Annotated in this window: 6 protein-coding genes; all 6 read right to left on the bottom strand. The window is 71.4% G+C overall.

All coding sequences use genetic code 11. The features are described from left to right. Window positions 1-2: 2 nt before the first annotated feature. The 6 genes from eccB to HH310_RS37895 are packed head-to-tail and all read right to left on the bottom strand — an operon-like array spanning window position 3 to window position 10,211. Window positions 3-1,346 (bottom strand): type VII secretion protein EccB, encoded by a 1,344-nt coding sequence (gene eccB / locus HH310_RS37920; protein ID WP_169180582.1) that lies wholly within the window; start codon window positions 1,344-1,346, stop codon window positions 3-5. 6 nt (window positions 1,347-1,352) lie between these two features. Beyond that, on the bottom strand, window positions 1,353-2,732 hold the full coding sequence (eccD, locus tag HH310_RS37915) for a type VII secretion integral membrane protein EccD (RefSeq protein WP_169180581.1): 1,380 nt from the start codon (window positions 2,730-2,732) through the stop codon (window positions 1,353-1,355). 13 nt (window positions 2,733-2,745) lie between these two features. After that, window positions 2,746-6,735, bottom strand: a complete 3,990-nt coding sequence (eccCa, locus tag HH310_RS37910) for a type VII secretion protein EccCa (RefSeq protein ID WP_211193143.1) — start codon at window positions 6,733-6,735, stop codon at window positions 2,746-2,748. Further along, window positions 6,696-7,019: a hypothetical protein gene (locus HH310_RS37905; protein ID WP_169180579.1), complete on the bottom strand. Its 324-nt coding sequence runs from the start codon at window positions 7,017-7,019 to the stop codon at window positions 6,696-6,698. The genes eccCa and HH310_RS37905 overlap by 40 nt, the downstream gene beginning before the upstream one ends. Further along, window positions 7,012-9,363, bottom strand: coding sequence for a hypothetical protein (locus HH310_RS37900; protein WP_169180578.1), 2,352 nt, complete (start codon window positions 9,361-9,363; stop codon window positions 7,012-7,014). Before HH310_RS37900 ends, HH310_RS37905 begins: the two co-directional genes overlap by 8 nt. Then, on the bottom strand, window positions 9,360-10,211 hold the full coding sequence (locus HH310_RS37895; protein WP_169180577.1) for a hypothetical protein: 852 nt from the start codon (window positions 10,209-10,211) through the stop codon (window positions 9,360-9,362). Before HH310_RS37895 ends, HH310_RS37900 begins: the two co-directional genes overlap by 4 nt. Window positions 10,212-10,300: the final 89 nt, after the last annotated feature.

Below are 10,300 nucleotides of genomic sequence, written 5' to 3'. Positions count from 1 at the left end.
GCTCAGCCTCCTGTGGGTCCGGTGACGGCTGCCTGGCTCAGCGTCGGGCCGGTGTCCAGGGTGGACAGCAGGCTCTTGGGGAACGGCGGCGCGGGTGCCCGGTCGAGCCCGAGCGCGCTCTGCGTCTTCTGGTCGGCCACCGGGTAGGCCATGCCGGACTCGGAGATGAACGTGATCGCCGGGTGGGCCGTCTTGGCATGCGGGACGGCTACCACGGCCATGCCGGTGCCGGGCGCGGCGACGACGTGCGCGCCGCCCTTGCCGTCCACACCGGACTGTTCGGCCGTGGTGTAGACCACCATCGTCTGGAACGTGTTCTCGTCCTTGGGGGCCTGCCGCTGGCACAGCACCGCGTCACCCGGGTCCTGCCAGTGCATCTCGGTGAAGTCGGGCAGCCGCTTGGCGAGCGTCTTATCGTCGGACTTCGGCGCGGCGGCCACGTCCGCGGCGTCGAGGCTTACCGGAGGGGTGTCGTGTTTTGAAGCGGCCAGCAGGAAGTCGGTCGCGCCGATCGGGGCCAGGCCGTCGCGCAGCAGCACGAAAAGCTGGTCCTTCTGCTCGAACAGGGTGCCCACCGGGTAGTTCTCGCCGCCGATCGACGGGCCGTCGGCGCCCGCGTGCGCGATCACCGCGGGTTTCAGCTCGGTGCCGCTGGGCAGCCAGTCGAGCCACAACTGTGGCGCCAGCACGGCGGGTGCGTTGCCGGCGCCCAGGGCCACCAGCACGGAGTCATCGCGTACGGCGTACTTGTGCCCTTGATTGATGAGATAGTCGGTGCCGCCCGGCGAACGCACCACGGTGAACCGGTCGGTGGCCAGCGGCGCGCTCGGGGCGCTCGGGCTCAGGTTGACGCCCAGCGCGGTGGGCGACGGCTCCTTGACGCGGGAGCCGGGCAGGCAGACCATCCACGGACCGGCCACCGGCGTGCTCGCGGCCACCGACTGCGGCCAGCGGATGTCGCCGAGCTCGTTGCCGTGCGGCACGTCCTTGAGCGAGTTCCGCGAGATGAGCTTGACCGTCATCGCCCCGCCGAGCAGCAGCGACGCGGTGGTCACGTTGGCGACCGGGTGCACCGCGCCGCCGACGTACACGTACCGGTTGCCGGTCTCCTTCTCGACCAGCATGGTGCCGGGTTTGGTATACGCGTTGCTGCCGCCCGGGACGATCCAGCCGTAGACGGCGACGCCGCCGATGCCGAGCACCGCCACCAGGATGCCGAACAGCAGGCCGGTCAGCGCCCGGTGCCCGGGGATCTCGGCGCTGGTCGGGTCGCCCTGAACCAGGGCGGAGCTGAGCCGGCCCATCATGAACTGGTGGGCGTGGACGTGGTCGCGCTGGGTCTGCACGGCGGCCTACCCGAACAGTCCGCGCGCCCAGGCGTACACGCCGAGCACCTGAGCGAGAACGGGGAGCACGGCCACGCCGCTGGCCACGTCCAGGAACGTCGCCGCGTACTCCCAGAACGGCAGCATGCGTTGCGGCCACGGGCGTAGCGCCGCCATCACCAGCGGGATCAGCAGCGCCAGCAGGGCACCCACCATGGCGTACCGGGCGCCCTCGGGGAAGGTGTGCGCGAAGCGCAGCACCACCATGACGTAGCCGATGACGCCGGCGCCGACCAGGACGAGCCGCTGCCACAGGCCGAAGAACGTGCGGGAGCGCAGCAGGATCGCGCTGGCGATGACAAGCACCAGTGTCCAGCCCGACCAGCCGCCGACGGTGTTGACGAAGTGGAACAGCACCGGCAGCAGTACCGCGGCCATCGCGATCGCGACGGTCAGGTACGTCTCGGCGTAGTCGGCGCGGCTCTTCACCAGCGCCGAGTCGTCCGGGTCGATGTCGTACGCCATGTCCTCGCCGGTCTTCGGCAGCTGCGGCCCGCGCAGGCGGGACAGCTTGACCGCGACCCGGGGCGCGAGGACCACGATGAAGAACAGAACCGCCGCGGCCGCACCGCTGGTCTGCTTCGTGTCGGTGCCGGCCGCCTTGCCCAGCAGCAGGATCAGGACCACGGTGAGCGCGGTGACGCCGACGAAAAGCATCGGGCCGAACGGCAGGTACGGGGTGACGGTCCGCTGGGTGACGAGCAACAGCCCGGTGAGCACGACCGCCGCGAGCGCCCCGCCGAGCACCGGCTGACCCGGGAACGCCCGGGCGGCGGCCAGCGCTCCGAAGAACACCGACCCGCAGCCGAACAGCAGCGCGAAGTGGCCGTCGGTCACCTTGCGGGCGCTCACCAGCGCGGCGGTCAGCAACGCCAGGGCCAGGGCCGCGCCGGTGACCACCTGCGGCAGCATCGGCCCGCGCGCGACCACCGCACGGGCCACCACGAGCATCACGATCGCGGACAGCACCAGGAACAGCGGCCGCCGGTACTCGGCCTGCCAGCGGTCGGCGCGCCGGTTCACCATCGTGGCGACGCCCTCGGCCAGGTCGTCGAAGTCGAGCTCGGGCAGCGGATCCTCGGCCCGCTGCAGGTAGAGCTGTTCGCCCTCCAGCCAGTCCAGGCTCTCCGGGGTGCCGGACAGCTCGAACGGCGCCTCCCCCAGCCGCTGCAGGACCCACGGGCCCTCCGGCAGTTCCCGCTCGAACCCGCGTCCGGCCGACGTGTGCTGCAGCAGCATCGGCAGCAGGTCGGCGACCGGGGTGGTGACCGGCACGGCCAGGTCCACCTTGCGGTCCGGTCCGAACACGGTGATCCGGCAGAGCTCTCCGCTCATCGCCGCGGTCATGCGCTTACCTCTCTCATCGGCTCGTCCCGCTGACGTGGCCGGTCTGCATCAACCGCACGCCGCGCCGGGTGACGAGCTGGGCGCGCCCGGCGGGGAGGCGGCGCGGCGCGGCCTCACCCAGGAACTTGCCCTCTTCCTTCGGATAGGAGAACAGCGTGGCGGGGGTGCCGAGCTCCCACATCCGGCGCACGACCGGGTCCATCATCGCCCGCACCGCGCCGGAGGTGCTGCGGGCCAGGATCACGTGCAGTCCGATGTACGTGCCCTGGGCCAGCAACGGGAGCAGCGGCTCCAATGTGGAGCCCACTCCGATTCCCTTGGTCATCAGGTCGTAGTCGTCGACGACCACGAACAGTTCCGGCCCCTCCCACCAGTCGCGGCGGCGCATCCGTTCCGACGAGATGTCCGCGCCGGGCAGCCGGCGGTTCATCGAGACGGAGGTCTGACCGGCCAGCTCGTGCATCCGGTCCCCGGTGAATGCCGAACCCACCTGGTACGCGGGGTGGATCGCGGTGTCCAGGTCGCGCCGGGAGTCGCCGAGCACCACCTTCGCCTGTTCCGGGGTGTAGCGGCGCTGGATGGCCCGCAGCACCAGCCGCAGCATGTTCGTCTTGCCGGTCTCCGAGTCGCCGAAGACCAGCAGGTGCGGGGTGGTCATGAAGTCGTGCCAGACCGGGGCGATGCGCTGTTCGTCCTGACCCAGGCAGACCCGGAAGTCCGGCTGCGGGTCGGGCAGCGCCTCGGCGGGCAGCACGGCCGGCAGCATCCGCACCGGCGGCGCGACCGGGCCGCGCCAGAAGGTGCCGATCTCCTCGGTGACGGCCTTGGTCGCCTCGGCCAGGTCGCCAGTGAACGAGCTGCCGTCCATCCGGGGCAGCGCGCCGAGGAAGTGCAGCCCGGACGAGGTGAGGCCGCGGCCCGGCTGGTTCGGCACGGTGGCCGCCTTGCGGGTGCCGACGTCCGACTCCATCGAGTCGGCGAGCCGGAGCTCCAGGCGGGTGCCCATCAGGTCGCGCAGCCAGGTGCGCATCTCCGACCATCTTGTTGCGGTCACCACCACGTGGACGCCGTAGGACAGGCCACGCGAGGCGATCTCCTGGAACTTCGAGTCCAGGTCGGTGAAGTCCTGCTTCATCGTGAACCAGCCGTCGACCACCAGGAACACGTGGCCGAACGGGTCGTTGATCTCGCCGCGCGCCCGCAGTGCCAGGTACGACGCCATCGAGTCCAGGCCGCGCTGCGCGAACTCGTTCTCGCGCCGTTCCATGACCTGCAGGACTTCCTCGATGGTCCGGACCACCCGGTCGCGTTCCAGCCGGGTGGCGATGGACCCGACGTGCGGCAGCCCGGCGATCGAGGCGAGGCCACCGCCGCCGAAGTCGAGGCCGTAGAACTGCACCTCGAGCGGGGTGTTGGTGAGCGCCAGGCCGAGCATGAGGCTGCGCAGCAGGGTGGACTTGCCGCTCTGCGGTGCGCCCGCGATGCCCACGTGCCCGTCCGCGCCGCCGAGGTCCACCGAGAGCAGCTCGCGGATCTGGTCCTGCGGGCGGTCCACGATGCCGATCGGGATCCGCAGGCGGCCCTGCAGCGCCGGCTCGTCCACGGTCATACCACGGTTCGGGTCCGGTACCACGCTGGGCAGCAGCGAGTCCATGCTGGGCGCGGCGGCCAGCGGCGGCAGCCACACCTGCCGGGCGGGCGGTCCGGAGCCGGCGAGGCGCTCGATGAGAACCTCGACCACGCTGGGACCAGCCGGCGCCTCCTCGGTGGTCTCGCTCACCTCGTCCGGGCGGTCGGCCAGGTCGTGGCGGGCGGCGACCTGCCGGGTGGTGAACTCGACGAGCTCGCGTTGCGGGCCGAACGCGTCGACGGCCACCTTTCCCGGGCCGGAGCCCACGTACGGTCCGGAGACGTACGCGGACTTGAACCGCACCAGATTGGTGGTGTCGACCTTGAGGTAGCCGTTGCCCGGTTCCGAGGGCAGCTCGTACGCCTTGCCGACGCCGATCACCGCGCGGGATTCCATCGACGAGAACGTCCGCAGCGCGAGCCGGTACGACAGGTGTCCCTCGACGCGGCTGATCCGGCCCTCGTCCAGGCGCTGCGAGGCCAGCAGCAGGTGCACGCCGAGGCTGCGGCCCAGCCGGCCGATCGAGACGAACAGGTCCATGAACTCGTTCTTGCTGGAGAGCAGCTCGCTGAACTCGTCCACGATGATGAGCAGCACCGGGAACGGGACGAGCTGGGCGCCGGCCGCGCGGGCCTTCTCGTACTCGAACAGCGACGCGTATCCGCTGGCGCGCAGCAGCTCCTGCCGGCGGGTCATCTCGCCGTTCAGCGCGTCCTGCATCCGGTCGACCAGCGGCAGCTCGTCGGCCAGGTTCGTGATGACCGCCGAGGTGTGCGGCAGCCGGTCCATGCCGATGAAGGTGGCGCCGCCCTTGAAGTCCACCAGCACGAGGTTGAGGATCTCCGAGCTGTGCGTGGCGGCGAGCGCGCTCACCAGCGTACGGAGCAATTCGCTCTTGCCGGAGCCGGTGGCGCCGATCAGCAGGCCGTGCGGGCCCATGCCGCCCTGCGCCGACTCCTTGAGGTCGAGCTCGATGACCTCGCCGTCCTCGGTGACCCCGATCGGCACCTGCAGCCGGTTGCGTTGCGGCAGCCGGGTGCGGAACAACGCCTGCACGTCGTACCCGTAGAGGTCGCGGATGCCGAGCAGCGACGCCAGGTCGAAGTCGTTGGTGAGCGGTTCGTCGACCACATCCAGAGTTCCGCTCGTACGCTTCGGCGCCATCCCGCGGGCGAGCGCCAGCGCCTGCACGTCGTCCATCGCGTCGCGCACCGCGGATCCGGTCGAGTCCCCGGCCGGGAACGTCACCCGGTCGCCGTCCACGCTCAGCCGCAGCACCTTCGGGCCGCCCGGCATCGCGCCGGTGAGGTCCAGCAGCACCACGTTGCGGATGCCGGCGCCGAGCAGCCGGGAGCTGTCCGGGATGTCGGCCAGGTGCGCGAGGACGACGACGAACGGCTCCGTTGTGGACGGTCGCGCACCGCGGTCGTGGTCGCCACGGTCGCTGACCTCGGGGCCGAGCAGGTCCATCAGGTCGTCGTGGCTGCTCGCGAACAGCCGCACCGGTCCCGCGGCGTCGACCGCCGACGGATGCGCGTTGTGCGGCAACCATTTGATCCAGTCCCACGGGCCGCGGTGGGCCTCGGTGGCGAGCACGGCGACGCGTACGTCGTCCGGCGCGTGGAAGGTGACCAGCTGGGCCAGCATGGCCCGGACCAGGTCGATGGCCGGCCCGGCGTCACCCTCCAGCTCGATCGAGGTGAAGCTGCGCAGGCCCACGCTGACCGGGATTCCGCCGACCGTCCGGTACGCCTCGGAGAAGCGCCGCAACGAGATGGACGACAGTGGCTCCAGGTCCTCGATGGGCTTGGTGGTCGGCGGCACGAACCGCAGCAGCGCGCTCTGCCGGCCCAGCCCGATCCGGACCCGGCCGAAGTCGTCGTGGCTCGGCCGCCGTTCCCAGAGGCGGGTGCCGGCCGCGATCGACCAGAGCCAGTCGGGTTGCGGATTGTTCCAGAGCACGTACTGGCGTTGCTCGTCGGCGGCGGTACGGGCCTGCTTGCGCAGCTGCGCGATGTAGCGCAGGAAGTCACGGCGCTCGCCACGCATCTTGCGTTTGCGCTCGGACGCCGACTTGCCGATCTGCATGACGCCCATGAGCAGCATGCCGGAGGCCATCGCGCCGCCCATCACGTACATGATGGGCGCCCGGCTGTAGAGGCCGAACATCGCCATCATGGCGCCCATGCCCAGGCCCATCGGCACGATCATCGCGAACGAGCGGAAGTCGAGCGGGGCCTCCTCCGCCATCAGCGGCGGCTCCTGCAGGTCGACCTCGCCCTCGGGCGCCTCCGGGGTGGCCTGACGCGGCGGGCGCTTGACGGTGACCGTGCTCATCCGAGGGCCCCCGTGTCGCCCGCGCCGCCGCCCCAGACGTCGTCCGCCTGCCGGAGCAGTTTCACCGCGTACCGGTCGTTGCGGAACCGTTCGATGACGCGCTGTTCGTCCTCGTCGTCGGCCGGCTTCTCGGCCTTCTTCTCTTCCTCGGCCGTGCGGGCCTTCTCCTCGTCCCACTCGCGTTTGAGCGCGCGCATCATCTCGAAACGCTCGTCCACGCTGAGGATCGGGCCCTCGCCGCCGCACCTCAGCGGGCGGTCCGGCTCGGCCGTCTCGGACGCCGCGGGGCGGGCGGGCCGCCACACCGGGCGTTCAGACATCGGTCACCCTCTCGTCGTGCAGCCAGTCGGCACCGTCGTCCCAGCCTCCGGTGTCGCCGACCTTCTCCTCCGGCCGCACCACGGGAACGTGGTCGCCGTCCTGTGCGGGCGCGTTCGGCTCGGTCTCCGGCTCCCAGTGCTCGGTGTCCTCGGCGAGCAACTCGGCGGCGTCCGGGCGGTCCGGCTCCTCGCGTTCCTCGACCTCGGCGGTCGCCCGTTGCAGCGCCACCTGTTCGGCTTCGTCGGCTTCTCCGGCGGGCGGCGGCACCGCGGGCACCACCACGTCGACCTCCGTGACCGGCCCGGCCGGGCGGATGACCGGGACGATCGGCACGGCCACGAGGGCGTCACGCTTGTGCTTCTCGTCGTCCTTCGGCACGACCGGGATGTCCATCGCGGTGACCGGAACCATCGGCGCGTCCGTCGCCCACACCTCGGCGTCGGCCTCGACCAGGTCGGACGCCTCGGGACGGTCGCCGGGGGCGGTCGTGCCGGTGTACGCCGCCGGGGCCTCCCGCTGCGGAAGCGGGACCAGGTGATCGGGCACGAGTTCGGTGACGGTCAGCCCGGCACCGCCGGCCGTCACGCCGGCCGGAGCGTCCGGGCCGGGCACGCCCTCGCCGTCACCCCAGTCGGACTCGTCGCCGTCGACCAGTCCGGCGGCGTCGGGGCGTTCGGGCAGGGTGGTTCCGGCGCCGGCGGGCGCGCCGCCGCCGGGGCCCAGTCCGGCGCCGCCGGGCATGGCACCGCCGGGGGCCGCCGGGCCGTCGACGGCGAGGTCCTGGCTGTGCCAGTCGTCGGCGTCGCCGGTGAGCAGGCCGCCGGCGTCCGAGGCGTCCGGCAGGTTGACGCCGCCGCCCGCGCCGGGCGCGCCGCCCGGCTGGCCGCCGCCCGGGAGTCCGCCGAGGCCCGAGCCGCCGGGGACGGCACCGCCCGGAGCATCCGGCACGTCGATGCCGTCGAAGGCATGCGGTTGCCAGTCCGACTGGTCTCCGGTCAGCAGGCCACCGGAATCCGGGGCGTCCGGCAGGTTGACGCCGCCGCCGGGCGCGCCGCCCGGGTGCTGGCCGGCGCCGCCGAGGCCGCCCGCGCCCGGTCCGCCGATCCCACCCTTGACCCCGCCGGGGATGTCGATGCCGTCGCCGATCCCGCCGCCTTTGGTCGGCGGTGGCGGCAGGTTCACGCCGCCCGGGGGCTTCGGCAGATTGACCCCGCCGGGCGGCTTCGGCACGTTGACGCCGCCCGGGGGCTTCGGGAGGTTCCCGCCGGCGGGCGGCTTCGGAAGGTTCCCGCCGGCGGGCGGCTTCGGGAGAAGGACGCTGCCGGGCGGCTTGGGCAGGTCGACGCCGCCGGGCGGCTTCGGCAGATTCACGCCGCCGGGCGGCTTCGGCAGGTCGAGCCCGGGCAGGCCGCCGCCCGTGGGCGGCGGGTTGATGCCGGGGGTGCTGATGTTCGGCGGCGTCACGTGCGCCGCGAAGTTCGGCAGCGAGATGTTGGGGGTGGTGATGTCCGGCTGGTTCGAGCCGCCGCCGCCCCCGCCGCCCGGGCCGTTGAAGTTCGGCGTGGAGATGTCCGGCGGCGGCGAGCCGCCGGGCGGGGTGAGGTTCGGCATGTTCGGCGTGGTGATGTCGCTCAGGTTCGGCGTGGTGATCGGCGGATCGCCGTTGCCCTGCGGCGGGGTCACGCTGCTGTAGGTCAGGTCGTACTGGCCGGCCAGCGTGTCCACGACCTGAAGCATCTGGTCGGTCATCGGCTTCTCGTAGGCCGAGCCGGTGATGTTCACCAGGCCGTCGCCGCCGCTGCCGTTACCGGCGTCCTTGGACAGGCCCGCGTACGCCGTGTCCAGGTAGTCCAGGGTCTGTTGCGCCCACGCCAGATAGTTCGCGCTCTTGTTGAGCTGGTTGGGCACCGAACCGATACCGCCGGTACCGTCCGCCCCGGAGATCCGCTCGGCCTGCGCGCCCAGATACTTGGCGAACCACTCCATCTTGGCGACGAACGCGTTGGCCGCCGCGCCCTGCCACGGCTTGCCGTCGCCGGCGATCGCCTTGGAGTGGTCGCGGACGAAGGTCTCCAGCCACGCCAGGGTCTCGTACGTGCGCTGGAACGCGGCCGCGCCGTCCACCACCGACTGCGCGCTCACCATCTGGTTCGCGTGCGCCCGCTGCGCGTCGGTGGACAGGCCCGAGCCGCCGTTGACCGCGGCCTTGATCATCGCCCAGCCGCCGGGGGTCTGCGCCCACGTCCGGTAGTCGTTGAGGTCGCTCGTCGGCACGGTCGACGGCGGGAACCAGCCGCCGCCGGAGTCTTTCCAGTCGTCCCGGTTCGGTTTCGGCTGCGTCACTTGTCTTTTTCGCCGTCGCTGCCGCTGCCGCCGCCGGAGGAGTCACCCTTGCCGTACTGGGACATGTTGCCGACCTTGCCCCAGGCGTCGTCCATGACGTCGTTGAACTGTTCCGCCGTCAACGAGTTGAAGTCTTCGGTGTTCTGGTACTCGACCAGCATGTTGTGCAGGTCGGTCTGCATGTTGAACAGCGCCGAGTGGATGTTCGTGAGCATGTCCATGCTGTCGCCGCGCAGGCCCGGGTCACCGCCCTGCGAGCCCATCACCTTCTGGCGCATCAGCTCGGCGCGCGCGAAGCCACCCGGCTTCATGTCCAGCTTGTTCAGGTCGCCACGGGCGTCGAGCAGGATGCCGGTGCCGTCCCCGGCCACCGCCTTGAGCTCGTTGATGAAGTACTCGATCGCCTCGGTGCTCACCGACAGGGTGTGGCTCTTGTTGTCCGGGCCGTTGTACTCGTTCACGTCCGGCGGCTGGAAGCCCGAGCCCTTCTTCGGGATGTACTCGTCGCCCGGGTCGTACGGCGTGGCCGTCGCCCCGGTCGGGGCCTTGGAACCGCCGTTGGCCTCGTAGTTCGCGACGATCTGCTTCCAGTGGCCGGGCTCGATGACGTTGTCCTTGTACCACTGGTACGCGGCGTTCTCCTCGGCCGTGAACTTGCTGTGGTCGTAGTCCGGTTTGATTCCGGCGCTCTCGCCGTGGTCGTTCGCGTGCTCTTTCTCGATCTCCGTCGTGATCTTGTTGATCACCGCATCGGTCCAGCCGGGCGGGTTGCCGGTGTCGGTGTCGTGCTGCGGGAGAACGCCGGTCTGCTTGATGGCGTCGTCGTTGGCGTAGCTGAAGTCCGTCATGGTCCTTGTTCTCCGGTTACTCGGCGCGCCCATCGCAGCGGGCAACGCCGGCCTGCGCGAGGTGCCAGGCCGGCGTGGAAGTCACGTGC

This window comes from Actinoplanes sp. TBRC 11911, assembly GCF_012933445.1.
In the GTDB taxonomy this organism is placed as follows: Bacteria; Actinomycetota; Actinomycetes; order Mycobacteriales; family Micromonosporaceae; genus Actinoplanes.
This window is presented reverse-complemented; position numbering and strand designations above follow the sequence as displayed.

What these genes read in the sequence shown, in the direction of transcription:
- eccD (WP_169180581.1), bottom strand. Translation starts at nt 2,732, where the DNA reads ATGACCGCGGCGATGAGCGGAGAGCTCTGCCGGATCACCGTGTTCGGA.
- HH310_RS37905 (WP_169180579.1), bottom strand. Translation starts at nt 7,019, where the DNA reads ATGTCTGAACGCCCGGTGTGGCGGCCCGCCCGCCCCGCGGCGTCCGAG.
- HH310_RS37895 (WP_169180577.1), bottom strand. Translation starts at nt 10,211, where the DNA reads ATGACGGACTTCAGCTACGCCAACGACGACGCCATCAAGCAGACCGGC.